Origin of the sequence: Methylomonas rapida (assembly GCF_024360925.2) — a bacterium.
Lineage (GTDB): Bacteria > Pseudomonadota > Gammaproteobacteria > Methylococcales > Methylomonadaceae > Methylomonas > Methylomonas rapida.
The window spans coordinates 2,496,426-2,522,041 of the sequence record NZ_CP113517.1 but is presented as its reverse complement, the minus strand read 5'-3'; the positions used below and the strand labels follow the sequence as shown (position 1 = coordinate 2,522,041).

General features: G+C 54.4%; 20 protein-coding genes, 1 tRNA gene, 1 pseudogene and 1 CRISPR repeat array. Of the genes and pseudogenes, 3 read left to right on the top strand and 19 right to left on the bottom strand.

Annotated elements, in window-relative coordinates; genetic code table 11:
* Position 1: 1 nt before the first annotated feature.
* The 7 genes from NM686_RS11915 to NM686_RS11885 are packed head-to-tail and all read right to left on the bottom strand — an operon-like array spanning position 2 to position 5,785.
* Entirely contained in the window at positions 2-703 is a 702-nt protein-coding gene (locus NM686_RS11915) for a F0F1 ATP synthase subunit A (RefSeq protein ID WP_255188081.1), read from the bottom strand.
* A complete protein-coding gene (locus NM686_RS11910; RefSeq protein WP_269021759.1) occupies positions 700-996 on the bottom strand; it encodes an ATP synthase subunit I in 297 nt (98 codons plus the stop codon). The genes NM686_RS11915 and NM686_RS11910 overlap by 4 nt, the downstream gene beginning before the upstream one ends.
* On the bottom strand, positions 983-1,291 hold the full coding sequence (locus tag NM686_RS11905; protein ID WP_255188079.1) for an AtpZ/AtpI family protein: 309 nt from the start codon (positions 1,289-1,291) through the stop codon (positions 983-985). The genes NM686_RS11910 and NM686_RS11905 overlap by 14 nt, the downstream gene beginning before the upstream one ends.
* Positions 1,291-1,701: a F0F1 ATP synthase subunit epsilon gene (locus tag NM686_RS11900; protein ID WP_255188078.1), complete on the bottom strand. Its 411-nt coding sequence runs from the start codon at positions 1,699-1,701 to the stop codon at positions 1,291-1,293. Before NM686_RS11900 ends, NM686_RS11905 begins: the two co-directional genes overlap by 1 nt.
* On the bottom strand, positions 1,688-3,148 hold the full coding sequence (atpD, locus tag NM686_RS11895; RefSeq protein ID WP_255188077.1) for a F0F1 ATP synthase subunit beta: 1,461 nt from the start codon (positions 3,146-3,148) through the stop codon (positions 1,688-1,690). Before atpD ends, NM686_RS11900 begins: the two co-directional genes overlap by 14 nt.
* The gene (locus tag NM686_RS11890; protein WP_255188076.1) at positions 3,132-5,003 is read right to left on the bottom strand and encodes a GGDEF domain-containing response regulator; all 1,872 of its coding nucleotides are present in this window, start codon (positions 5,001-5,003) and stop codon (positions 3,132-3,134) included. The genes atpD and NM686_RS11890 overlap by 17 nt, the downstream gene beginning before the upstream one ends.
* Before the next feature lie 2 nt (positions 5,004-5,005).
* On the bottom strand, positions 5,006-5,785 hold the full coding sequence (locus NM686_RS11885; protein WP_255188075.1) for a response regulator: 780 nt from the start codon (positions 5,783-5,785) through the stop codon (positions 5,006-5,008).
* Positions 5,786-6,070: 285 nt separating this feature from the next.
* On the opposite strand from NM686_RS11885, the gene NM686_RS11880 reads away from it, so the two are divergent.
* Positions 6,071-6,158, top strand: a tRNA-Ser gene (locus NM686_RS11880).
* A gap of 109 nt (positions 6,159-6,267) precedes the next feature.
* Here the strand turns inward: NM686_RS11880 and NM686_RS21795 are convergent.
* The 11 genes and pseudogenes from NM686_RS21795 to NM686_RS11830 form a co-directional block, all read right to left on the bottom strand.
* A pseudogene (locus tag NM686_RS21795) lies at positions 6,268-6,408 on the bottom strand (N-6 DNA methylase); the annotation flags it as partial.
* A gap of 36 nt (positions 6,409-6,444) precedes the next feature.
* A CRISPR array of direct repeats spans positions 6,445-13,646; the repeat unit is 32 nt; unit sequence GTTTCAATCCACGCGCCCACGCGGGGCGCGAC.
* A 177-nt stretch (positions 13,647-13,823) separates the two neighbouring features.
* Positions 13,824-14,114, bottom strand: a complete 291-nt coding sequence (gene cas2, locus NM686_RS11875) for a CRISPR-associated endonuclease Cas2 (RefSeq protein WP_255188074.1) — start codon at positions 14,112-14,114, stop codon at positions 13,824-13,826.
* Between the two features lie 15 nt (positions 14,115-14,129).
* The gene (gene cas1c / locus NM686_RS11870; protein WP_255188073.1) at positions 14,130-15,164 is read right to left on the bottom strand and encodes a type I-C CRISPR-associated endonuclease Cas1c; all 1,035 of its coding nucleotides are present in this window, start codon (positions 15,162-15,164) and stop codon (positions 14,130-14,132) included.
* Between the two features lie 3 nt (positions 15,165-15,167).
* Positions 15,168-15,791: a CRISPR-associated protein Cas4 gene (gene cas4 / locus NM686_RS11865; RefSeq protein WP_255188072.1), complete on the bottom strand. Its 624-nt coding sequence runs from the start codon at positions 15,789-15,791 to the stop codon at positions 15,168-15,170.
* A 59-nt stretch (positions 15,792-15,850) separates the two neighbouring features.
* The gene (locus NM686_RS11860) at positions 15,851-16,249 is read right to left on the bottom strand and encodes a type II toxin-antitoxin system VapC family toxin (RefSeq protein WP_255188071.1); all 399 of its coding nucleotides are present in this window, start codon (positions 16,247-16,249) and stop codon (positions 15,851-15,853) included.
* Complete coding sequence (locus NM686_RS11855; protein WP_255188070.1) at positions 16,249-16,509, bottom strand: hypothetical protein; 261 nt, start codon at positions 16,507-16,509, stop codon at positions 16,249-16,251. The genes NM686_RS11860 and NM686_RS11855 overlap by 1 nt, the downstream gene beginning before the upstream one ends.
* Before the next feature lie 144 nt (positions 16,510-16,653).
* Complete coding sequence (cas7c, locus tag NM686_RS11850) at positions 16,654-17,529, bottom strand: type I-C CRISPR-associated protein Cas7/Csd2 (RefSeq protein WP_269021757.1); 876 nt, start codon at positions 17,527-17,529, stop codon at positions 16,654-16,656.
* 5 nt (positions 17,530-17,534) lie between these two features.
* On the bottom strand, positions 17,535-19,358 hold the full coding sequence (gene cas8c / locus NM686_RS11845) for a type I-C CRISPR-associated protein Cas8c/Csd1 (protein WP_255188069.1): 1,824 nt from the start codon (positions 19,356-19,358) through the stop codon (positions 17,535-17,537).
* The gene (gene cas5c / locus NM686_RS11840; RefSeq protein WP_255188068.1) at positions 19,355-20,038 is read right to left on the bottom strand and encodes a type I-C CRISPR-associated protein Cas5c; all 684 of its coding nucleotides are present in this window, start codon (positions 20,036-20,038) and stop codon (positions 19,355-19,357) included. The genes cas8c and cas5c overlap by 4 nt, the downstream gene beginning before the upstream one ends.
* A 21-nt stretch (positions 20,039-20,059) precedes the next feature.
* Positions 20,060-22,339 carry a CRISPR-associated helicase Cas3' gene (cas3, locus tag NM686_RS11835; RefSeq protein WP_255188067.1) on the bottom strand — a complete coding sequence of 760 codons (2,280 nt, stop codon included), beginning with the start codon at positions 22,337-22,339 and terminating at the stop codon, positions 20,060-20,062.
* 23 nt (positions 22,340-22,362) lie between these two features.
* Positions 22,363-22,866, bottom strand: a complete 504-nt coding sequence (locus NM686_RS11830) for a CRISPR-associated endonuclease Cas3'' (protein ID WP_255188066.1) — start codon at positions 22,864-22,866, stop codon at positions 22,363-22,365.
* Positions 22,867-23,115: 249 nt separating this feature from the next.
* Here NM686_RS11830 and NM686_RS11825 point away from each other — a divergent pair, with 249 nt between their 5' ends.
* Together NM686_RS11825 and truA are read left to right on the top strand one after the other, a co-directional pair.
* Positions 23,116-23,301: a hypothetical protein gene (locus NM686_RS11825; protein ID WP_255188065.1), complete on the top strand. Its 186-nt coding sequence runs from the start codon at positions 23,116-23,118 to the stop codon at positions 23,299-23,301.
* Entirely contained in the window at positions 23,283-24,086 is an 804-nt protein-coding gene (gene truA, locus NM686_RS11820; RefSeq protein WP_255188064.1) for a tRNA pseudouridine(38-40) synthase TruA, read from the top strand. The genes NM686_RS11825 and truA overlap by 19 nt, the downstream gene beginning before the upstream one ends.
* Positions 24,087-24,339: 253 nt before the next feature.
* Here the strand turns inward: truA and NM686_RS11815 are convergent, their stop codons facing one another.
* Positions 24,340-25,587 carry a hypothetical protein gene (locus NM686_RS11815; protein WP_255188063.1) on the bottom strand — a complete coding sequence of 416 codons (1,248 nt, stop codon included), beginning with the start codon at positions 25,585-25,587 and terminating at the stop codon, positions 24,340-24,342.
* Positions 25,588-25,616: the final 29 nt, after the last annotated feature.

Sequence of the window (25,616 nt, the reverse complement as noted above, 5' to 3'; positions counted from 1 at the left end):
GTCAATCTTCTCCTGAATGGTGGTTTTGTGTCGGGCTGTCTTGAGTGGATTGGGCCGAGGCGATGAACACCATCGCCAGTACCGCAAAGATATAGGCCTGGACTATGCCTGTAATCAAACCCAGAAACTGCAAGACAATCGGGAAAAACAACGGGGCGATGCCCAATAAAATGGCGCCTATGATGGTGCCGTTCATCATATTCCCATAAAGGCGCACGGCCAGGGCCAGCGTCCTGGACAATTCGCCCAGGATGTTGAGCGGCAGCATGATGAGGGTGGGTTCCAGATAATTGGCCAAATAATTTCCCAAGCCGTTACGGGCGACGCCGTAAAGCGGTACCGCGGCGAAAACCGCCAGCGCCAGCGCCGTGGTGGTGGACAACGAGGCGGTCGGCGGGATGTAGCCGGGGACGATCGCCAGCATGTTGGCGGTGGCGATGAACAAAAACAGTGTGCCGATGAAGGGCAAATAGGGACCGGGTTCCTGGCAACTGGCCTGACGTATCTGCTCGCGCAAGCCGCTGACCAGGATTTCCAGCAGGTTTTGCCAGCGCGTCAGCTTTGGGATATCCTGCAAACGCCGCGTGATCAGATAGGAGCCCAGCACCAGGATCGCCATCACCAGCCAGGTGTAGGCCAACGTGGCGTTAATCGGTAGTGGTCCCAGCCAGGCCAGAATGTTGTCGTCGGGACTGATCTTCATCGGACGAGCGGTTTGGGGGCCATGCGCCGGAGCCACCACCAGCGGGCAACCAGTAAACCCGGCAATGCGGCCGCATAGCGTTGCCAGTGACCATCCGCCAACAGATACAGGCCGGCGCCGACCAGGACCATCCGCAAACCCAGGCTTGCCAGCATGCCCAGAGCGGGATAACGCCAGCTCCGCACGCGACGGACCGTCAGCCATAAACCGCCAAAAAAAACGCAGCCCAGGCCGAATCCGGCGGTCGCCGCCAGCAGACATTCCGCGATCAAAGCCATCTCATTTTTCATCATCGTTACCTTGTCTTTCGCGTTCTATCCAATACCAAGCGTTGCGGCAACCGACTATCACACCCAAAAACAACAGCGTCAAGGTCCATGATACCCGGCCCGGCCACTGCTTATCCAGCCAGATGCCCAAGGCAATGCCCAGCAGCGTCGGGATCATGACGGACCAGCCAACCAGACCGAACATGCCTAGTCCAAACCACAAACCACGCTCGGGCCGGTTGCGCGCCTTTCGGCGGCGAACGGCCTTGTCGCCTATGTTGTCGGCCAGCGCTTTGGGCGGCTTCACGGTTTTGGGCATCAGCGCCTCTTTTGTAATTCCAGAAAATGCTTCGCTACGCCGGCCTCCAGACGCGCCAGCACGCCGCGGGCGCCGCGCTCGTGTTCATCGAGCCGTTTCGCGCGATCGAGAATGGCCGCTCTCAATGTGTCCGGGTTGTCTCCAGTCACGGCTTCCCGCGTCGATATTCGCACTTCGCGGCCACATTTCACCAAAACGCCTTCGTCCATACCGACGCACCTTTCGACGCCGTCAGCGGTCACATACGTCAGCAGGCCTGGCGCCAGCGCGGAAACGAAATCGATATGCCTGGGTTCCAGGCAAAACGAGCCATTTTCCGCTTCGGCGATGATCTTGCTGACGGCGACATCCAGCAAAACTTCGCTCGGCAACACGATTTTCAAGCGCATCTCGGGCCTAATTTCCATCATTATCAAGCCTGGCCTCGCTTATGCCGCCTATCATGTATAAGGCATTTTCCGGGCTATCGGCGAAACGATCGGCGAGTATTTGTTCACAGCCGTTCAAGGTCTCGTCCAGGCTTACCCAGCGGCCAGCTTGGCCGGTGAATTGCTCGGTGGCGAAGAAGGGTTGAGTCAGGAAGCGCTCCAGGCGGCGGGCGCGGTTGACCGTGCGCCGGTCGGCTTCGGAGAGTTCCTCCAGACCCAGCATCGCGATAATGTCCTTCAAATCCTCGTATTCGGCCAGGGTCCGGCGCACTTCACCCGCGACCCGGTAGTGCCGGTCGCCAACCACGGCCGGATTCAACATTTTGGAGTTCGAGACCAGCGGGTCGATGGCGGGATAAAATCCTTGCGCGGCGCGCTTGCGCGATAGCACCACCGATGCCGACAAATGCGAGAAGGTATGGCTGGCCGATGGGTCGGTGAAATCGTCGGCCGGTACATAAACCGCCTGCACCGACGTAATGGCGCCGGTTTGCGAACTGGTGACGCGCTCTTCCAGTTCGGCCAGTTCGGTTGCCAGCGTGGGCTGGTAGCCGACGCGGGACGGGATTCGGCCCATCAAGCCAGAGACTTCGGTGCCGGCCTGGATGAAACGAAAAATGTTGTCTATCAACAGCAATACATCCTGTTTTTCGACGTCGCGAAAGTATTCGGCGATGGTCAAGGCGGCATGGCCGACACGAAAGCGGGCGCCCGGCGCTTCGTTCATTTGCCCGAATATCAGCACCGCGCGCTGCAGCACGCCGGTTTCCCGCATGTCGCGAAAGGTTTCCTCGGCCTCGCGGCAACGCTCGCCGATGCCGCAGAATAGGCTGACGCCTTGATAACGGCCGGCCATATTGTGAATCAATTCGTCGATTACCACGGTCTTGCCAACGCCCGCGCCACCGAACATGCCGGCTTTGCCGCCGCGCTGCAAGGGTGACAATAGATCGATGGCCTTGATTCCGGTTTCGAACATTTCCAGTTTGGCCGAACGCCGGGCCAAGGGAAGTGGTGGCTGATGAATCGAACGCCATTCGCCGTCTTCCAGCGATTCACCACCATCGATGGCGGTGCCGAAAACATTCAGCATTCTGCCCAATAAACGTTTGCCGACCGGGATTCGCAAGGGCTGGCCGGTGGCTATCACCGGGGCGCCGCGCGACAGGCCCTGAGTCGTGGTGAGGGCAATGCCGCGCACCGTGTCCGGGCTCTGATGAGCAGCGACTTCGATGATGACACGTCCGTCTTCACCGGCCCGCAGGGCATGATTGACCGCGGGCAAATCGCCCGGAAAACGCACGTCGACCACGCTGCCGCGTATTGCCGTCACGCGCCCTTCAGCGTTCAGGGGCGAGGCATCGCCGCCGGAACGGTTTTCTGGCAAGCCCTTCGCCAGAGCAGCGCTGGTTTTAGGGCGAATGCTCATGCGCGAGCGCCAGATTTATGCCGTTGCGGGCGCCTTGCTTGACCGCATACAGGGCTTTGTCCGCCAGCCGCATCAGTTCCTTGTGACTGTTCAGGACCGGGCTGGAGCCGGCGACGCCGATACTGATGGTGATCGGGCGGGTCAGCTTTAAGGTTGCCGGTTGTTTTTTTTCGATCGTGGCGCGGATGCGTTCAGCCAGCAGCAGGGCGGTTTCGCCATCCGTGTTGGTGGCAATCACCAAAAACTCCTCGCCGCCCAAGCGGCAGGCAATGTCATTCGAGCGGACCGCATGCTTTATCAGACCCGCGATATGAGCCAATACCTGGTCGCCGGCGTCGTGGCCAAAGGTGTCGTTGATCGATTTGAAATGATCCAGATCCAGCATCAACAAGCTCAGCGGGCGATTGTAACGGCGTCCCGCTTCAAATTCCTGGGCCAGGCGATTCAGCGCGTAGCGCCGATTGGGTAAATTGGTCAGGATATCGGTGTGAGCCATCAATTCCAGACGACGGTTGGCGGTGAGCAACTCCGCGGTATAGCGTTGGACATCGCGGCGTTCCTTTTCCACCTCCTGTTGCAGCAGGACAATGCGTTGGCCCGCGCGCAGCCTGGACAACAGCACTCTCACGCTAACGGGTTTGGTGACATAGTCATCGATGCCGGCATCGAAGGCATCCACCAATTCATCCTCGCTTTCGGCGGCAGTCAGCATGATGATGTAAATGCTTTGGCCAAACGCCGTGTTCCGCAAGGCCTTGCACAGCGATAGGCCATCCATGGGTTGCATGCGCCAGTCCGTAATCAACAAGGGCGGCCTATGCTGGATGACGTATTTCAGTGCGGATTCGCCGTCCCGGCAGACGGCGACCTGATACCCGGCCTCGCTGAGTTTCTTGGATAATTGACGGGTAATGATGGGATCGTCGTCGACCAATAATAAATCCAGATTGGCGGCTTGCGATATTGTTGGTGCGTTCGATCGACTCTCCGAATACCGAATATCGGTTTTGATGTCGATTTCCTTGCCCCATAGATGCCATCTTTCGACGATTTCATCCAGTACTTGTTGCAAGGTGTCGGCATTCATCGCGTGATGACACACTTCTTTTTCCAGCGTCGGCATCAGGGCAGCCCGGCTGTCGCTGTCAGCCAGGCAATACTTGGCGAGTTGCCGGCAAAATATCAATTGTCTCGCAAGGCGGCCGACTCTGGACGCCTCGGTCACCTCATGGGCAAAACTCAGTTTCGTTGCTTCCAGGAAGGGTTGCGGCAAGCCCCAGTCCGCCAACAGCATTTCAGTCAGAGTCCGGTGCGTGATCGCGAAACGTTCCTGTTCTAATTTGAGCAAATGCTTGTTCCTGGCCTGTTTCAGGCACTCGCCGTAGGCGTCCGGCCAGACACTGGCCAATGCCAGGCGGCCTATGTCGGACAACAATCCCAGCGTAAAGGCTTCTTCCGGAGGCACGGAACGTTCTCTTGTCGTCAATGCCGCCAGCGCAACGGCGCGCGCCAGCGAGCGGGACCAAAAAAAGGGATAGTCGAATGCCGCGCAGTCGCCTTGGCGATTGTCATCCAGCAAGGACAAGCTCAGCGCGAAATTACGCACCGCATCAGTGCCGATCATGAATGCCGCGTCTTCCACGCTGGCGATGGCGCGGCGTGCGCCGAAGGCCGCGGAATTGGCGAAACCCAGGATGCGCCCACTCAATGCCGGGTCGGATTTGATCAATTGCGCTACTTGCTGCACGGTTGCGTCTTCGCGCTGAACCAGCTTGATGATGGCTAAAGCGACTCCGGACGGCGAGGGTAGGCGGGTCGTCTCTTTCAGCACATTGAAACTGGATTCGGCATTCATGTCTAAGTCTGTGTTTTGCGGCGTAATGCCTCGTTCAAGTGTGCGACGGCCTCGGCCAGTTCCATCGACAATCGGTGCAATTGGGCTGAATCGCTTTGTCGAGCGCTCTTTTCCAGGCTATAAGCCAGCGAACTTACCGATTCCGCGAAAAAGCTGCTGACCATGCTTTTGATCGAGTGAGCATGCTGCGCAACAGCACTGGGGTCCTGTTGCAATACCGCGGCATGCAGCGCGCTTAGCATGGCGGGGATATTGTCCAGAAAGAGTTGTATCAGTTCGAGCAGTAGCTCTTCGTCGCCTTCCAACAATTTCAAAGCCGCGGCGGCGTCCCAATAAGCGATTTCAGCATTTTTGTGGGGTGATTGCGATGCCCCAGAATCAGGCTGCTTGCCGATAGCGAGCCATTTGGTCAAGAGGTTGGTCAGGATGTGGTAATCAATCGGCTTGCTAAGAAAGTCATCCATGCCCGCATTCAGGCCGATGCGTCTGGCTTCGGGGGAGTCGTCTGCGCTTAGCGCGACAATGGGGGTTGCGGGAGCTTGCCGTTGTGCCTCTAGCAGCCGATAAGCGCGAGTGGCGTCATAACCATTCATCACCGGCATTTGGCAATCCATCAATACCAAGTGATAGTCTTGTTGCCCCATTAATTCCAAGGCCATTTGCCCGTTTTCGGCGACATCGGCCCGCAGTTGATGTTTGGCCAGCATGGCCAATACGATTTTTCGGTTCACGGCATTGTCGTCCGCAACCAGTATTCGTCTCTCGCCTTCATTAGGCTGCATCAATGGCACTGCCGACACTCCAATAGCGAACGGAAATGAATGGTACGTTTTTCGCAGCGGCTCGGATATTGCCATTGCATCAAACGGCTAGAATCATACACAACCAACCCCTGTCTAACAACGGCTCACCGTATCGAGACACCGAAGAATCGCGTTCTTAAGACGGCATCGTATCGATGTCGGTACTGCATGGATGTTGCCGATAAAATATTTCTACACGGATTTGTACAACAAGATTGCATAAATCGCGTATTTGTTTGATAATAAGCGGATAAATTCAAATCCGGAGAGATGGCCGAGCGGTCGAAGGCGCACGCCTGGAAAGTGTGTATACGGAAACGTATCGAGGGTTCGAATCCCTCTTTCTCCGCCAATTATTTGGCTATAAGCCCTTGATAAATACATGTTTATCAAGGGATTTTCTTTTCATGCCCCCCACTTCAGGATTGATTCAGCAATAGATCAAGCCACTCCATACTTATTCATACCGCAACCAGCGGAAAAATAGTAACGGTGAAGTCGTTGTCCTTTATCTCGACAAAGCTGGCGAGATAGGCGTATTTATCCTCGCTTTCCCGTGCCTGATAGGCGGCGACGATCTTGTCGATGTCCGATTGTCTTAGTCTGTTCTGATATTCGCGGCTGGATTAGTAACGCTGGTTTCAATCCACGCGCCCACGCGGGGCGCGACGAGCGCCGGCTAGACGAGCGCCTGGCCGTGGGGTTTCAATCCACGCGCCCACGCGGGGCGCGACGGCTAAAACCGGTCCCCTCCACGCCGCGCGTTGTTTCAATCCACGCGCCCACGCGGGGCGCGACGGCTAAAACCGGTCCCCTCCACGCCGCGCGTTGTTTCAATCCACGCGCCCACGCGGGGCGCGACATACCCCAGTTACGATTGCGGCCAGTGCTAGCGGTTTCAATCCACGCGCCCACGCGGGGCGCGACAATACTGGCCTGATCCGGCGGCAACGGTGATGTCGTTTCAATCCACGCGCCCACGCGGGGCGCGACTTTCAGCGTATCGTCCGGATCGAGTACCGTGCGGGTTTCAATCCACGCGCCCACGCGGGGCGCGACCTTGATCTTGAAGGCCACGGCCTGATCTTTCTGTTTCAATCCACGCGCCCACGCGGGGCGCGACATCGCCTGGTCCATCATGCACGCCCTGATTTATGTTTCAATCCACGCGCCCACGCGGGGTGCGACCCGGACGCCGAGCGGCAATTTATCCGTCTGCTGGTTTCAATCCACGCGCCCACGCGGGGCGCGACGGGGTCGTAGCCCATAGCCACCGGCTTGTTGCCGTTTCAATCCACGCGCCCACGCGGGGCGCGACATGTGCGTGAAAACGTGTTTACCAACACTGCCGCCGTTTCAATCCACGCGCCCACGCGGGGCGCGACATAGCTGCGCAACATGTTATTGAGCGTATGTGAGTTTCAATCCACGCGCCCACGCGGGGCGCGACATTTACTAAGCGTTTGAGTCACGAATATCTGGCGTTTCAATCCACGCGCCCACGCGGGGCGCGACGGCCAGAGGCAAATAAATCTTTGGCCAGAGCATGTTTCAATCCACGCGCCCACGCGGGGCGCGACTATAGGCCGGGTCGGACTCCACCAAGGCGGAAGTTTCAATCCACGCGCCCACGCGGGGCGCGACCAGTTGGCACATCAGCGAGTATCGGCGGGTGGCGTTTCAATCCACGCGCCCACGCGGGGCGCGACGAAGGCGAGGTGGCGATTCATGACGACGAGTTGTTTCAATCCACGCGCCCACGCGGGGCGCGACTTCCGCTTTCATGCCAACGGCGGTACCTTGATGTTTCAATCCACGCGCCCACGCGGGGCGCGACGGCCATGATCGCTATTATTTGATCAACGATAAGTTTCAATCCACGCGCCCACGAGGGGCGCGACATTCTTCAAAAGCATAGCTAAGGCCAATGCTAGTTTCAATCCACGCGCCCACGCGGGGCGCGACCGGTACGTTGGTAACGATGGGCCGCCCCTCTTGTTTCAATCCACGCGCCCACGCGGGGCGCGACTCTACGCTACGGACCAATTGGCGCGAAGATTGGTTTCAATCCACGCGCCCACGCGGGGCGCGACATATTTAGGATCATAGGCAGGAGGTAAAGCCAAGTTTCAATCCACGCGCCCACGCGGGGCGCGACGTGTGGTCATGTCTACTTTCCCCATATATCTATTGTTTCAATCCACGCGCCCACGCGGGGCGCGACTAGTAGGTAACGGCGGCAGGTTCGGGTCTGACTGTTTCAATCCACGCGCCCACGCGGGGCGCGACAATAACTGGTCTAGGCAAGGGGTTTAAATTCAATGTTTCAATCCACGCGCCCACGCGGGGCGCGACATCGGCAGGCACATAAAAGATAGGATCTTGCAGGTTTCAATCCACGCGCCCACGCGGGGCGCGACGACACATAGAGGAACATCGGACCCCGGCGTCATGTTTCAATCCACGCGCCCACGCGGGGCGCGACAGATTGTCCATTTGCAAACGTTCGTCTGATTCGTTTCAATCCACGCGCCCACGCGGGGCGCGACAACCGTCAGGGCATTCGGTGACAGGACACAATGTTTCAATCCACGCGCCCACGCGGGGCGCGACTTTGCCCGTCCATTTGTCATGTCCTGGATGCACGTTTCAATCCACGCGCCCACGCGGGGCGCGACTTCCAAGCCGCGAGCAGTGGGAACACGATAAAGTTTCAATCCACGCGCCCACGCGGGGCGCGACTCCAACCCGGTGCCGTTGATAAGACAACGGGCGTTTCAATCCACGCGCCCACGCGGGGCGCGACGGCCGAGCGCCTTTTGCTTTTATGGGACTCGAAGTTTCAATCCACGCGCCCACGCGGGGCGCGACGCGAGCCGTCCGTAAAGGTTCAGATTCTTGGGGTTTCAATCCACGCGCCCACGCGGGGCGCGACGCCTTGAAGTTTGCTGATTTGACACCGGGCCAGTTTCAATCCACGCGCCCACGCGGGGCGCGACATGCTGTTACACAACATTCCGCCTGCGGTACGGTTTCAATCCACGCGCCCACGCGGGGCGCGACGGCTTGCTCGATTTGCTCCATCGGGTATTTGCTGTTTCAATCCACGCGCCCACGCGGGGCGCGACTCGGCGGTATGGATGGCTAGCTTAGTGCAAAAGGTTTCAATCCACGCGCCCACGCGGGGCGCGACCAATCGCCCCCTTGGTTATGACAGTTGGAGAGTGTTTCAATCCACGCGCCCACGCGGGGCGCGACGCCCTTTGCCGTAGCTTTGATAATTTGGGGTTGTTTCAATCCACGCGCCCACGCGGGGCGCGACTTTTGACTGCAAAAGCTCTTGGTGTTTCGCCAGTTTCAATCCACGCGCCCACGCGGGGCGCGACAGTGAGTATGTTCCCCATCACGCCCCCAGTACGACGTTTCAATCCACGCGCCCACGCGGGGCGCGACACCTTGACCGGCAATCACAACACCATCAGCTGGTTTCAATCCACGCGCCCACGCGGGGCGCGACAAAGCCGAAGCCCATAGCGGTGATATTTACGCGTTTCAATCCACGCGCCCACGCGGGGCGCGACCGTAAGCCTCGTGGCTGGTGGCGGATGGGGTGGTTTCAATCCACGCGCCCACGCGGGGCGCGACCCAGCCGTCTTTCAGGTTTTTGTGCGATACGTCGTTTCAATCCACGCGCCCACGCGGGGCGCGACCACTTTGCGCAGCTTTTTAAACTTTGGTATCCAGTTTCAATCCACGCGCCCACGCGGGGCGCGACGGTAAGGCATTGATGTTCAGTTTCGGCGATCCGGTTTCAATCCACGCGCCCACGCGGGGCGCGACTTGGAGGTAACCGCGATGCAACAAGTGTTTTTGGTTTCAATCCACGCGCCCACGCGGGGCGCGACATTCCTCGCTCAACCATCCGGTCGAAACGATGGTTTCAATCCACGCGCCCACGCGGGGCGCGACCTACCAATTCGGCGACGCCACCAGCATCACGGTGTTTCAATCCACGCGCCCACGCGGGGCGCGACCTAATGCAATCATTGGGGGCACAGGCTCTGGAGTTTCAATCCACGCGCCCACGCGGGGCGCGACTGCCGTTGCTGCGCGGGATGTTCAGATACAACGTTTCAATCCACGCGCCCACGCGGGGCGCGACGGCCAGCGCACCAATACCAGCCCCAACACCGGGTTTCAATCCACGCGCCCACGCGGGGCGCGACATACGACTGCGCGGTGTTGCTGTTGGTGGATAGTTTCAATCCACGCGCCCACGCGGGGCGCGACCATCGACCGAGGGTGCGGTAAAGGGCTGCGGTTGTTTCAATCCACGCGCCCACGCGGGGCGCGACTTCGGATTCAAGGCAAAGCGGCCGATCTGGCAGTTTCAATCCACGCGCCCACGCGGGGCGCGACAATTTACGCTTTTCGGCTTTCCCTCTTTCCCTGGTTTCAATCCACGCGCCCACGCGGGGCGCGACCCTGGTCAATGTAAACCTGCAACTGGAGCCGGTGTTTCAATCCACGCGCCCACGCGGGGCGCGACATCCCATCAGCGAATCGGATCAGTTTATCTGCGTTTCAATCCACGCGCCCACGCGGGGCGCGACTACGCGGTGCGTACCCTACGCTGTTGTTAGTAGTTTCAATCCACGCGCCCACGCGGGGCGCGACACAGATTTTGCTTTTTTCCTGCAATATGCCGTGTTTCAATCCACGCGCCCACGCGGGGCGCGACGGCCAATCTGGTGGCGTATGTGTTCAATATCAGTTTCAATCCACGCGCCCACGCGGGGCGCGACGATGCAGGTTGACTTGTACATGCCCGATAAGCGTTTCAATCCACGCGCCCACGCGGGGCGCGACACATATAATTCTGTTGCTTGTGCTTGTGGTAAGTTTCAATCCACGCGCCCACGCGGGGCGCGACGGTCACAAAGGCCATGCCGTAAAAACAAGCATAGTTTCAATCCACGCGCCCACGCGGGGCGCGACGTCCTAGCCTTCTTGTGTTGCTTAGATGCCACGTTTCAATCCACGCGCCCACGCGGGGCGCGACCTTTATAGCCAGTTCTTTTCTGGGTATGGCTTGTTTCAATCCACGCGCCCACGCGGGGCGCGACTCATGTACTCAATCGTCAACAATTCTCCGAGCTGTTTCAATCCACGCGCCCACGCGGGGCGCGACCAAGACGCTACTCGCAAAGCTCATGCCGATGAAGTTTCAATCCACGCGCCCACGCGGGGCGCGACGCCCGATCATGGCTTGACCGCCGATTATCTATCGTTTCAATCCACGCGCCCACGCGGGGCGCGACACGCCCAAGCGCTTGGTGGATACCGGTACTCAGTTTCAATCCACGCGCCCACGCGGGGCGCGACCGCGGCCACGCCGTAAGCGACCGCTGTTCTTTGGTTTCAATCCACGCGCCCACGCGGGGCGCGACGCGCGTGGATCTCTGCCGGTGCGGCGGAGACGTTGTTTCAATCCACGCGCCCACGCGGGGCGCGACAACATTGTCAGCAATCCCAACCTGCAAGATCTGTTTCAATCCACGCGCCCACGCGGGGCGCGACCGGTCGGCGATGATATTGAGTTTGACTTTGCGCAGGTTTCAATCCACGCGCCCACGCGGGGCGCGACAAGTGGCTTTTTTTGGCGACGCCTGGCGGCCAGTTTCAATCCACGCGCCCACGCGGGGCGCGACCGCAAGGTGGCCAGCCTGATTTTGCATGCCGTTTCAATCCACGCGCCCACGCGGGGCGCGACCTTGTTTGATGGATATTACCAACAACAGTTGGGTTTCAATCCACGCGCCCACGCGGGGCGCGACACCAGCCGTCTTTCAGGTTTTTGTGCGATACGTCGTTTCAATCCACGCGCCCACGCGGGGCGCGACGGCACAACGAAAACCACGGGCATTATCGTCGCAGTTTCAATCCACGCGCCCACGCGGGGCGCGACGGCTTAGTAAGGTTGAGACAAGAAACAAGACAGTTTCAATCCACGCGCCCACGCGGGGCGCGACTTTCGGTAGCGGTGAATCGGCGGCCGAAGGCTTGTTTCAATCCACGCGCCCACGCGGGGCGCGACTGGCGATCAACTCAATTAATAGAGCGGTCGATGTTTCAATCCACGCGCCCACGCGGGGCGCGACCAAATCAGACCAAAATCGCCGATCGTCTAAGCGTTTCAATCCACGCGCCCACGCGGGGCGCGACATCTTGATAGGTTTTGCCATGCGCCACTCGAAGTTTCAATCCACGCGCCCACGCGGGGCGCGACAATGGCGGACCGCCTGCCGCGCCACGAGTTTCAGTTTCAATCCACGCGCCCACGCGGGGCGCGACATGAGCTGTTTCGTTATCTGCACGTAGACAAAGTTTCAATCCACGCGCCCACGCGGGGCGCGACGTGTTCTGGTTTGGCAGCGGTTGCGCCTCGCCGGTTTCAATCCACGCGCCCACGCGGGGCGCGACTGATCCAGCAAAGTGGATTCTTTGGGATCTTCGTTTCAATCCACGCGCCCACGCGGGGCGCGACAACTAATCAGTTCATCCAGCTTGGGTTTTATCCCGTTTCAATCCACGCGCCCACGCGGGGCGCGACCAGACGAACAAGAGGGATAAACCTTGTTAATTGTTTCAATCCACGCGCCCACGCGGGGCGCGACCTGCGTCATTGGCGATACCCTATGTCTGGGATGTTTCAATCCACGCGCCCACGCGGGGCGCGACTTCTTGCTGCCGGTTTGACTACTCGCGCGGCCATGTTTCAATCCACGCGCCCACGCGGGGCGCGACGTCTTTAATCGGTCTCGGTTAATTTGTTTTCATGTTTCAATCCACGCGCCCACGCGGGGCGCGACTATTTCAAATAGACAAGCGCCAGGTCAAAGACAGTTTCAATCCACGCGCCCACGCGGGGCGCGACATAGATGTCTTTGACCTGACCCTTATCTATTTGTTTCAATCCACGCGCCCACGCGGGGCGCGACTTTTCCTGTTGTAAGCCAATATGCGTACTCGGGTTTCAATCCACGCGCCCACGCGGGGCGCGACGAAAAAGCACCGACGCTTTTAGATGATCTATTGGTTTCAATCCACGCGCCCACGCGGGGCGCGACCGCTGGGATGATTTCTGCCCGCCGGATACCGTGGTTTCAATCCACGCGCCCACGCGGGGCGCGACGTTGTTTCAAAGCCTGGAATTGCTGATTTGCTGTTTCAATCCACGCGCCCACGCGGGGCGCGACAAGCCGCTGGAACATGCCGGCGGTGAACTCACGGTTTCAATCCACGCGCCCACGCGGGGCGCGACGGCCAGATTACCTACGCCTCCAGCCGCAGCGTCGTTTCAATCCACGCGCCCACGCGGGGCGCGACCGGGTCGAGTTCGACGTATCGCATAAAAACCTGTTTCAATCCACGCGCCCACGCGGGGCGCGACACAACAACCACGCGCACAAAACCCTACATTATGGTTTCAATCCACGCGCCCACGCGGGGCGCGACATTTTTCCGATGGTTACGGTTGTGGTTTTGTTGTTTCAATCCACGCGCCCACGCGGGGCGCGACACAAAAAATACGGATGGCATTTGATTTTTTTAGTTTCAATCCACGCGCCCACGCGGGGCGCGACTCATTTCAATTTGACCTGGCAGGAGGTTGTCACGGTTTCAATCCACGCGCCCACGCGGGGCGCGACGCCAGCCTACAGCAATAAGCACAGGCGCAAGCGTTTCAATCCACGCGCCCACGCGGGGCGCGACAAAGGTAGGTTGGGCTGAAGGTAAAAGGTAATGTTTCAATCCACGCGCCCACGCGGGGCGCGACCGCGTTATAGCTACCGGTTGATTTTCAAGACATAATCGCCCTGTCCACGCGAACCAAAAGCATCCAACGCAAAAAACATTTTATTCCAATTTGGCGAGTTTTAAGAGTTGTTTTATTTTCAGTAATTTAGTGCGATTGCGAAACTACCGATATTATTATGATCACTTGTGGTTCGCATCACATCAGCAATAGGCCGTTCAAATCCAACACCTTTTTTGCGCCGATGTGTTCGACCTTGCGTTCCCAATTACTGCCCAGGTAATAAATCCGCAGACTATCTTGCTCTTCGTCCATCACGTTGACCAACTGGTTCTTTAGTTCGGTCCATTGCGCCATATCCACTTCGATTTCGAATACCGAATACTGGACCCGTTGCCCAAATACCTGACAAAGCCGGGCTATGCGTCTTAGACGCTTCGGGCCACCTTCATCTTTAAAACTGACGTCGTAGGTTACCAAGATCATCATCGATAGACTTCCAGTTTATTTCCATAAAAACGGTACATAACTGTCACAATCGCCGCGCAGAAATCGAGCGAGAATCTGTGCCTGAGTCCAGGGCAGCATGCCGATTGGCACTGATTCTTCAAACCAGGGGTGCATTAAGGTGTCCTGTTTGCGATCTTGCCAGGCTGCCAGCAGCGTGCGGCGCGGCTCTTCCTTTAAGGTAAACGAACCATTGGGCCATTCTTCAAAATCCTTGAGCGACAATTGACGTTTGTTGATCAACGACAGCACGAAGCGATCGATCATCGGCCGTAACTCTTCTGCCAAATCTAGTGCCAATGATGGCCTGCCACTGCGTAACTGGTGCAAAAAACCGCTGGCTGGGTCGAGGCCGGTGGTTTCCAATGCCGAACGGCAGTCATGGGTCAGCAAGGTATAGCAAAAAGACAGCAAAGCGTTGACCGGATCGGTTGGTGGCCGACGTCGGCGGGCGTCGAATTGGAAATCCGGCTGGCGTATCAAATACTGGAACACGCCGAAATAGACTTGAGCCGCTTCACCCTCCCGTCCCATCAAGGTATCAATAGCATCGCAGTCGGCTAATTGATTTAAGCAGCGACTCAAACGCTTTTCCGCTGTCGTCAGTTCTGCCGCCATCGCCTGGCCGTCGGCCTGGTCACCGTAATCGCGCAGATAACGACGCAATACCGCGCGTTGGTTGTAGAGTTTGCCGGACAACATGGTGCGGGCAATAGCTACGCTTTTGTCGCGGTCGGCGCCGGTTAGATGCTGGGTGCGGCGCAGCAAGACATTGCCGCTGACCGGGCCTTCGACGCGGGCCAGAAATTTGCCGAATTGATTCAGATAGGTAATCGTCACACCGTTTTCCGAGCAGTGCGCCATCAAGTATGGCGAAATGCTGACTTGGCCAAAACAGACCAGACCTTGCAGTTTGTGTATCGGCACACGGGCTTTGATCTCGTCGCCGACCTTCATTACCAGATTGTCGTTGTCCTTATGTACCCAGGCATTCTGGGTCTGAATGTAAATCACGTTGCGTAATGGTCGCATGGCTTAGTTCTCTGTCAGTTGTTGCGCCAGCCAAACCGATGCCGGGCGGGTGAAATCCTGCGGATGACATTGTTCGATCAGCGAACAATTGCGGCATTTGCCGGCTTTGTAAACGGCCTTGGGCGTCGTTTTGGATTGAACGATGTCCCGGCAGGCCTGGATGGTTTGTAAAGTCAGCTCCCGCAACGTCGCGTCAAAATAGACGACATGCCGGCGCCGTACCTCGCCATAAAACAAAGCGCCTTCCGGCACCAGCAGTCCTTCCATGTCTTCGAGACACAAGGCCTGTGCGCACAACTGCACTTCGTCAGCGCGATGCTGTTTGGGTTTGCCGCGTTTGTATTCGATGGGATACGGCTGTTCGCTGCCGTCCGGCTGTATATGGTATTCCACGACATCCGCCACGCCTTCTATGCCCAGCGCAGCATGCGATAAACGCAACGAGCGTACGCTACGAATGTCGCCACGCTTTTGTTTGTCGGGTTGATCCACGCGTTGATGTAACACTTTTCCCTCGGCGGTGAACTGGTTTTCGACCCAGACGTCTTCCAGTTCGATTAACGCAAACTGTCGGGGACAGTAGAGATAGTGTTGCAGGCGCGAGAGGTAGATGGGTTCCGGTTCCATTCGGTTTTCCTGTTCTTAGCCAGTTTTGCGGATTTAAACTTTCGAACCAAGCATGACGTTCAATCCCCGGAATTCATTAACAGCAAATCAGTTTGGGAAAAGTCGTTGCCCTTGAATAGCAAGGGTTTATTCAACTGCTTGGCCAACGCGTAACTACAGCAATCGCCGAAGTTCAATTTGGCCGGATGGCGGCCTTTGCCATATTCGCGCCATGCCATTCTGGCTAGCAAGGCTTGCTGGTGATCGAATGGAACAATTATTGGCATCAACTCGCCCAATAATTCATCCAGTTTGTCGGCTCCGGCTTTACCCTTTTTGTATTCAATGACCATTGCCGTTTCTAGCAAGCTGGCCGGACTGAGAAAAAGTTCGTCTGCCTCGGCCAGTTGCTGTAAGAACTGCTCGGCACCGGGCTCCATCAGCAATACGGCAATCAACACCGATGAATCGACGACCATCAGTCGCCACCCCATAAACCCAACTCATCCCCCGCATAGCCAAGAATTTGCTCCGCCGAACGTTGATCAAGAGTTGGCAACTGCGCGCATTCTTGGGCAATGCGTAGCAGTTTCGCTTTACTATGCGACTTCTCCGTATCGACCGCTTGAGTAGATGCTTCTATGGTGATGTCATCAATCGGTATTTCCGTATGACTGGAAATGACCGCCAGCAAGTGGTCGACATAAACATCTTTTAGTTTGATTTGGATGGTGGTCATGGTGAGTCCAATGTTTGGTTAATTTACCAGTTCATGCCGGGATCAAAAGCCGTCGATTTCTTCGGGGGTTAAACCTTGCAATGATGCAAGCTAACCATAGCCATCGATACATAAAGTAATCGGTTCAAGGGTTACATCAGTAACTTAGAATTTTTCCTCTATGGTTACACCCTGAAGATTGGTTTTGTCGATGCTGATTTTATAGTCGCTAAAACTTGAGGCCGGTGTGTCTTTTTCGCCGTTAATGCGATCAACTTTTACCCGTTCGAATAATGCATGCGCCGGAACATTACCTAAGGCATCGTTATGTTTAAAGACGACCAGTTTACGCGCAGCCATTTCACCACGAGCGGCAGAGCGGTCGTGTTCGAACATTAACGCCAGGGCTTGCCAGAATTTTTCCAGATCGGTTTCCGAAAACCCGGTTTTTTCCGCCAGCTTGGCGGAAATAAAACCATGCACGCGATACAAACCATAAGGCACGATGTGTTTGCGCCCCATCGTTCGGTTTCCGCCCGCCTGCTCCTCGGCCTCTTTTTCAGTGGTTACCGCCATGCGGGTGATGGATATTTCTAGCGGGATAATTGGGTCTATTGATTTGGCGAAGGCCAGTTGGACCGGTCCGCGAACTTGGCCGCAATTGACCTCGGTGGTCATCACCGCGCCAAAAGCACGGATGTCGAAAAAGTGCTCGCACATCCAACTGGTTATCTTATTTGCGTCATTAATATCTTTGGGCAATTTTTTCGACACATGCTCAATTCCAAGTGCTTTATAAGCTTCGTTATTTTGCAGATTTAATATGCTTTTTTCTTTGACATAAATTTCATAGCCGGACGTTTTCTCATCGGTCAATTCAATGAAATTACGGATTTTTCGCTTTAAGCACACGTCGGTAACCAAGCCTTTACTGGATTCGGGGTCCAGGCGGGGCATATTGCCAGCATCGGGATCGCCATTGGGATTGCCGTTGCTTACGTCAAATAAATAAACAAATTCATAGCGGTTTTGAATGGTCATTATGGTTATCCTTGATTGTTTGATGATTCGTTAGATTCGTCCACGACGGCATCGGCTTTTTTGCTGCTTTCAAAATAGCTTTGCTTTTGGTGGTAATAGCCAATCGCAAAGCGTCCTTGTTCTTCGACAGATAAATGCCTTGGAAAGCTGTTTTCTATGCCAGCAATAATTTCAGCTAAATCTTTTTTCAGATTGACTGCGTAGCCGGGCTTGTCTTTACGTAGGCTTGTTAAATGCTTTTGACTGCCAGCCAGTAAGCGGGGGAAAACAGAAAAAGGCACACTTGACGCTGTGCCGTAATATTTATCGGTGACTGTGCTATTCAAATCGCGTCCTAAAGCGGCTTCCTGGATGCGTTCTATGACGGCAAAAAGCCTTCCCAAACGGTAGGCGGTATGAGTGCTGTTTAAATTTAAACTCATAGGTACTTCCTCCTGTATTAATCCTTTACGAAAATCGCGTTGAATAACGGCTTTTATCATCGCCACTCGAATGCCGTTAATATCACCATCCGAGCGGATTCTTTGAACCAGTTGTGCCAACAACATGCGCGGATAGGAATGCCCGGTAATAATGGCGCGCATTAATTCGCCAGCTAATTGGGGTGGTATGTTTTCACTTTTGCCTTGCGTCGCTGTTTGGATCAGTAGACGCCAAACGGAAGGTGGTTCGCGCCAAGGCAATGGATTTAAGGATAAATCCTGGAAGTGTTCTCTAATATATCCCGCTAATTGTCCAAAGGTGGTATCTAGCCAATAACGAATCGATAGCCGAGCGGCGTTGGGCGCTAAGCCCAGCACGAAAAAGCGAGTTTCGGGATCAAGATTAGGCGCAAACTCTTTTAATGGTCGGCCTTTGGCTATTTTGTCCAGTATTGGTTTTATTTGTGTTATTTGATTTCCATCGTCTACGGGCATGTTCAGCATAAACGCAAACAAGGACTCAGCTTGCTGCGCTGTTTGTGCATCACTAGCAACCGCCCAAAAAACCGTGCTGGTATCGCCAATAGAAATGCACTGGTTATTCTCTCGCCTCAGCAGATAATTTAAGGCCGTGGTGTAAGCAAATGCAGCCATTTCTGAAACAGGCGCATTCTCGCCTTGCGATTTTCCGTAGGAGGTGTAGGCATCGGCATTAAAGGAAACAATCGAACCACCTGAGCTTTGTCCACCGTACACGCCTTTTATTGATGGATGTAAGCGAGCTAAGGCGGCGTTTTTCCCCGTTACCAAACAACATGCGGTAACAGCATCGTCATCTGGTGCCACCATTTTCGCCCATAAATTCTTGGCGGCAGAGCTTTGGTGAAGAAACTGAGCTTCGCCATCCAGCTTAAAAACCAGATTGGCATCGATCATTTCAGTTGAGCATGGTGCTTGGTTAAAATGTTCCGGTTGCCAATTTTGCAAAAATAATTTCAGTGCTTGTAATCCGGCATCGTCAACATCTGCAAGTGCCGTCAGATGCAACTGTTTGAAGGCTTCGAAATTTTTTTGAGCAACTATCCAGGGATTTTGTTGAGCGGTTGCTTTGTCTTTATTGCCTTCAATGCCAAGAACATAAGCCGTTTTATCCCACAAAAAATTCGATTTAATGCCTGATGTTCGTTTTTCAGGGCGCGGCACGCTAACCAACTTGGGCTGAGGCTTTTTGCCACTGGTATCCATGTGATTTTGTACATCAAGCAAACTACCATCACGCGACAATACCAACGCATAACTAATTTTTTCATCGCTAAACCCATAAGACGGTACACGCGCCTGTCCTGTAATTTCATCGGATGTATCCGAAAGGCGTTGATAATATTGGGCTAGGGAACTCAGTATCATGCTTTCACCTCGTCGCTATAAAAGTCTGGCACTGTGATTACGCCGCTTTTAAGTTCGGCTTTGAAAAAACGCGGCATCATGCCGTTGTCGAAATCAATATCGTGCAGCATCCAGCCTAAATCACGGTTAAGTTGTTCCGGCGCCAATCCTGATTCCGGCAAAGGCTGTTCCGGTTCTATCAGCGAAAAATAAGCCGGAAACTCGCGAACACCCATGCAAGGCTGTTGGAAGCATTGCCCTTTTCGCGCCCTGCGGTTGAATATATCTAGGTGCTTACCTTCGTTATCTTCTTCTCCGGCTAAATCGGTTAACTCAAAATGGGCTTCGATAACATAAGCGACATTGCGCAGTACGGTTGATGCGCGTTGCTGGCGCTCTTTGGAATCGTCCGCGACGAGATATAAATCCTGGGTGCTTTGATTGCGGATGGCGGTTTTGATTTTAGCCGCGGAAATTTTGCTACCGACTTCGTTGCGCCGTATCGACTCGAAACGCACGGGGTGTAAAACATGAATTTTGTCGATAACCCAGCGAATCGCCGGTTTCCAGTGAATTGCCTCAAGTATGCCCCGAGCCGCTGAGGGCGTGATGACATCGTAAGACACACGCTCCACCTTCATTTCCGGGCGTGTAAAACATGCGTAATCGCCCCAGATATGCAACTTTATACCGTAAGCCATAATGATTAACCTTACTCCGATTTAAATTATTGTTTTCTCAGATTCCATGAAAACTAAGGTTGCCTGATCCCAACTAAGCCCTGCCTCCTTATCATAGAGATCGCGATCTGTTAAACGCCAAAACTGATCGCCGAACTTCTCCGGTTTTATGGGTTTGATAGCCCCAACTTTTAACAGTTCTTTAAAGCCATGTTCGGGAATTTGAACCAGATAAACCTGCAACCGGCGGGCGATGCCGCTTGCATTTTCAGCAAACTCTAAATCATGCAATAGTCTTTCCGCTTCGTCGTCAAATTCAATGATTACTGGCTTGAGCATGGTTTCTATCATCCGAAAGTCACGGGCGATATTCTGAAAAGGGAAACTCAATTGCCGGCAGTGATTGTTATGTGCTTGCAGAATTTTCTTCTTGTCAAGCTCGTCACCTTTAGACCAGTACACAGCACTGAAATAGCTCGTTAACGCACCGGGCGACAGCACATTCCCGCTATGGTTACGCATAACTTCGCGCATATTGCCGGCCAATTGCTCCAGTTCAGGCGGCGCATGCCAATCGGGGCTTTGAAATATCAAGACTTCACTATCTTTACGCTCGCGCTTGCCTTCACGGTTACAACGTCCTGCGGCTTGAGCAATGGAGTCCAACCCTGCTTCGGCGCGAAGTACACATGGAAAATCGACATCCACACCCGCTTCTATCAATGATGTTGAAACTACTCGGCAGGGCTTGCCAAGCTTCAAGTCTTCATTCACTTTTTCCAAAATCTGCGAGCGATGCTTGGCGCACATCAAAGTAGTCAGATGAGTCGCGCCCTCCAGTTTCAACTTCTTCATGCTGTCATACAAACTACGGGCATGACGGCGATTGTTGACGATGATGAGTACCTGCTCTTTTTCCTGTAAATGGCTCAGCAGTTGCTCGTCAGATTGCTCGCCGATGTTTTTTATCGTTACCCGTTCAAGTTCGGTAAACAAGGCGAGCGGATCGGGCGAAATTTCACGGACATTTTCAAATCCATTGACGAAGCCCTCCGCTTTTTTTAGCGCAGGTTGCGTCGCGGTACATAAAACAACGCTGCACCAGTAATTCAATGCCAGTTCATCGATCGCCGCCATGATTGGCCTCAGCAATTTAAGCGGCAAGGTTTGAGCTTCGTCGAGAATAATCACGCTACCGGCAATATTGTGTAGCTTGCGGCATTGGGAAGGCCTGTCGGCAAACAGGGATTCAAAAAACTGCACGGCGGTAGTGACAATCACGGGCGCATCCCAGCTTTCCATTGCTAGTTTCAAGGTGTCGCGAGCCTCGTTATTCGGCAGTTTGGTATCGTCAAAAGCGCTGTGATGTTCCGTGATCGTAGAGGCCAAATCGTCACCAAACGCTTCGCGGAAGACTTTGGCGTTTTGTTCAATGATGCTGGTAAACGGGATGACATAAATGATCCGCCGCAACTGATGGGTAATGGCATGATCCAATGCAAAAGCCATTGAGGTATAAGTTTTTCCGCCTCCGGTCGGTACGGTGAGTGAAAACAGACCGGGACGCAATTCCGCTTGTTTGCGACTGTGGTCAAGTATGCGTTGCCGGAGTTGATTAATGTTTTTCGGCGGCTGGCTCTGGCTTGCCAGCGTCCGCTGGATTGCTTCTAATTTGGCATTGAACCGCTCTCGCAAAGTAGACAGCGGCGGATAGTTTGATTCAGCATTTCCTTTGCCCTCCAATCGACGGTAATAGTTGTTGGTGTCTTTTCTGTCAGCATCGATCAAGCATGAAAAAATCATGCGGGTAAAAAAAGCCAATTGAAAACCGGGCCAAATTTTGTGGAGTTTTAAGACTGGTGGCGTTAAGTGCGTAGGCAGATTTATTTCCTGCAGCCATACCGGATCAAGATCAGGAATATCTTCGCCGAACTTAAGCTTCAAACGCTCATCCAGTGTTGAACGCTGCTGTCCTTCATCAATGCCATTTGCTAAGCCGGCATGATGTCCTGCGATGCAATAGGCAAGCAATTTTCCCATTTGTTGCCAGCGCTCATTAGCTATCTTTGCCCCGGCAGTGGCATGGTCTACCCTGATTTTTCCGCCTTGTAGGCGCTTCAGAAACTCAGGGCAATATTTGCCGAGATCATGAAGCAAGCCGGCATATTGGGCTAATTCTTCAGCCCCAAACCACTGCGCGTTTTGCCCGGCAATTTCACTTACCGTAGCCAGGTGATCGATTAAGGTTTGGCCATCGGACAAATCTTCAAGAATGCCTGAGTGGGCGTAGTAGATCGTTTGATTGGAATGTTGTATTGGCATTATGTGGGTTTGTTTAAGCTCTATTAAGCAAGTCTGGATTGAATGCGTTTATCAAATGAATCTTCCCCATCCACTGCCAAATTATCAATCAAGCCACCGTGATGAGAGGCTATGCACAAGGCTAGAATCTGACCGCATAACATGCCCTCATCGTGATTACCGTTTCTAGCGAATTTAGAAAGCGCGTTCCAAACCCATTGCGCTCCGGCAGTCGAATGATCGATTTTTCCTTTTTGATTGCTTGGGGTGTCTGCATCCGGTTCAAGTAAACCGGTTTCGGTGCGCATATAGGTTTGAAATGAGGCACTGTATTTACCGAAATCGTGCATGAGGCCAATCAGCGCCCCCGCATCAGCAATACCGAGCTTTGCAGCAAACAGTCTCGATAATTCCGATGCTTCTTGCAGGTGACTATCCAATGTCTGGATTTTCTTATCGTCGTTTCGGATATGGGCTATGTATTGCGTCATAAGGGAGAAAACTGAATCATCCTGGTTGATTTGCTTTAGCCATACCTCAATGTACAAGAAAGTCTCATATAATCCAAGCCAACACGCTCCCACTCGTTATAAAGCCACAAGCCTATCACTGTCTTGGCCTATCAGTTCGTGCAAACATTGATAAGCACCTGCAAGCCCATGGCATTCCGAGCTGCAAATCAGCAACAATCTGATTTAAAAAGGGTTTTTGAAAATGCATGTTAAACTTAACCGTGTAAGGTGTGCTGTGGATTTATGTAAGAAAGTGCGGATTAGACAAATGAATGTATCAGCGCTATGGAATTAAAAGACTTTCAACAACAAAGGCTGGAGACATTGAAGCTTTATCTCGATATCGTGAACGACAAGATCGCGCAAGCCAGCGTCAACGAAGCCAATCCGGAATTGTTGCCTCCGGTGCCGGATTTTGTCGAGTCGGCGTTGATCGATAAGGAAACGCTGGCATGCCCCGCATCGTTTTAGGCATCGAATACGACGGTAGCGCCTATGCCGGCTGGCAATGGCAGGCGGGTAAACGCACGTTGCAGGGCGAGTTGCAGGCAGCCTTGAGCAAGATCGCCGCTGAGCCGGTCACGGTGCATTGCGCGGGCCGCACCGATGCCGGCGTGCATGCCCTGGAGCAGATCGTGCATTTCGATTGTGAGGTGCCGCGGGACTTGCGCGCTTGGCTGATGGGCGGTAACAGCCAGTTGCCGGACGATATCCGCATTATTTGGGTGAAGCTTGCCATCGGCGATTTTCACGCCCGTTACAGCGCGATTGCCCGGTTTTATCGTTATGTGATCTTGAACCGGGCCATGAAGTCGGCCCTGCTGCGCACGCAGGCGACCTGGTGTTATCAGCCGCTCGACGCCGACAAAATGCATGAAGCCGCGCAACATTTGATCGGCGAGCACGATTTTTCGTCGTTCAGGGCGCAAGGTTGCCAGTCCAAAAGCCCCAATCGATTGATGCATTTCATCGACGTTTATCGGCAGGATGACAGGGTCATCATCGACATCTGCGCGAATGCGTTTTTGCATCACATGGTTAGAAATATCGCTGGCGTGTTGATCGAGATCGGCAGCGGCAAGCAGCCGGTCGATTGGACCGCCCAGTTGCTGGCGATCAAGGATAGGGCGCAAGCAGCGATGACCGCGCCGCCGCACGGCTTGCACCTGGGTGGCGTGTTTTATCCCGATTGCTACGGGATTGCGAAACATCCCTTGTTTAATAAATTACCGGTGGATGCGCGACGGTTTGATTGATCCTGGAAAAGCTAATTGGTCCACGAAACACACGAAAATCACGAAAAGTTTCAGCAAGTTATTGTTAAAAAGGCGGACACCCGGCAGGTGACTGAATCTCGTGGCGTAACAGTCTTTTTATTTCGTGTCTTTCGGTGCGCTGAGTTGATCGAAGCGCGAGCGGCTTTTACGCCCAACCTATTGGGGGAGCATTTCAATTCCCGGCCATTCCTCGACTGGGCTCGGGATGAACGGGAATTGAAATTTTTCCAGGTTAATCGATGGTCTCGGTCCAGCGGCAGCGTTCGTTGACGATGGGCGCGGTTTTTTCGTTGGCGATGCCATTGGCGATCAACGCAATTACGCGATCATCGGTATCGTAGCCGATATGGGCGTCGAGCGGGTTGGCCAGTCTGCCCAGTCCAAACGCATCATAGACTTTGGCAACATTGATGTTGATGTTGGTGACGTTGACGCAAAGCCTGGAGTCGAGGTATTTGTTGACGAAACTCAGCGGCAGCGAATAGCTCAACAAATCATTGGGATCGCTGAAGGCGATGATATTGGTGTTTTTCAGGATGCGGTCGGCATATTTTTCCCCCGTGGGTTGACAATACGCCCCGGCCTGATTGGTGATTTCTGGCAGCGTCCGTCCCAGTTGCAACATCGGCAACTGATTGGACATCATGTAAATGGGCACTTCCTTGTTCTTCATGACATTCGCGATGGCCGTGTAATAGGGCGCATTTTCGCTAGAAGTCCAGATCGAGGCGATGCGTTGCAAACCGTCTATCGTGATACGGCTACCCAAGCTATGAGATACGAAGGCATAGCTGTCGTTATAAAATGGCGTGACATTTCTGGATGAACACACTTGATGCACGTCGTCCGGCAGGCTGTCCCAGTCGCCGTTGATCATCCAGCAAAAGGATTGCGCAAATGCGGTCAGAATGTCCTCGCGCTTTTCTCCAAGATAAATGATCGGGTCGGGGCCGGTGTCATTGGAAAATTTTTTCAATAAATCATTGACTTCGGCGCGGCGAAACGAATATTCGCCGGAGTTGTCGTAGGACAGGACTTCCTTGTCCTGAGCGGTGATCTCCGACCAGCTCAATTCGTAAAACAGCAGTTCCTGGGTTTTTTCTTTATTCAAATAGCGATGGATACGCAAGTTACCCAGGTTTTTGTTAGGATCGACGGGTCCCGCCAATTTGATGTTTTTGTGCGCCTTGGCCATGACCGTCAGATCCAGTTCCTTGGCCAGCTTTTCCAGAAACTCCGTCGAGTAACCGGGCAGGTGATTGCCGACCCCATGCACCATCAAAACTTTCATTTTTCGACCGGGGGCTTCCAGCTGTGGCTTCAGACCATTGAACTTATTGCCGGTAATCTCGCATACACGGGTGTCTTCGGTATCCTGTTTTTCCAGAAAGGCTTCTGCAATGCCCTTGCCGAAGCTGGCGCAGCCATTCAGAACTATCGAAACAAACGATATGGCTACTAGGCTAGTGATTTTTTTCATGATGTCTGGTTGAGGAAACAAAATTCAAC